The organism is Mesorhizobium sp. GbtcB19 (assembly GCF_019091085.1).
Lineage (GTDB): Bacteria > Pseudomonadota > Alphaproteobacteria > Rhizobiales > Rhizobiaceae > Mesorhizobium.
The window spans coordinates 1-236 of record NZ_JAGXJY010000530.1 but is presented as its reverse complement, the minus strand read 5'-3'; the positions used below and the strand labels follow the sequence as shown (position 1 = coordinate 236).

Here is a 236-nt window from a genome sequence, read left to right as displayed (position 1 = left end):
CGGAATGTCGGCAAAGCCAGGCGCCACCAGGTAGCGCACGATCAGCGGCATGGCGAGTTCCAACGCGATGGTCAGCGCCAGCAGCGCCGAAAACAGCACGCCGAACACTTCCTCCGAAATACGCTTGGCGCCCTCATTGCCGTGCTGCTGGACCTCCTTGGCGAACAGCGGCACGAAAGCGGCGTGGAGGGCGCCCTCGGCGAACAGCCGGCGGAAGGTGTTGGGGAATGGGAAGG

Annotated in this window: 1 protein-coding gene; it reads right to left on the bottom strand. The window is 65.3% G+C overall.

Annotated elements, in window-relative coordinates; translation table 11 throughout:
• On the bottom strand, positions 1 to 236 hold a 236-nt coding region (locus tag KVT37_RS32935), incomplete at both ends, for a lipid II flippase MurJ (RefSeq protein WP_306797050.1).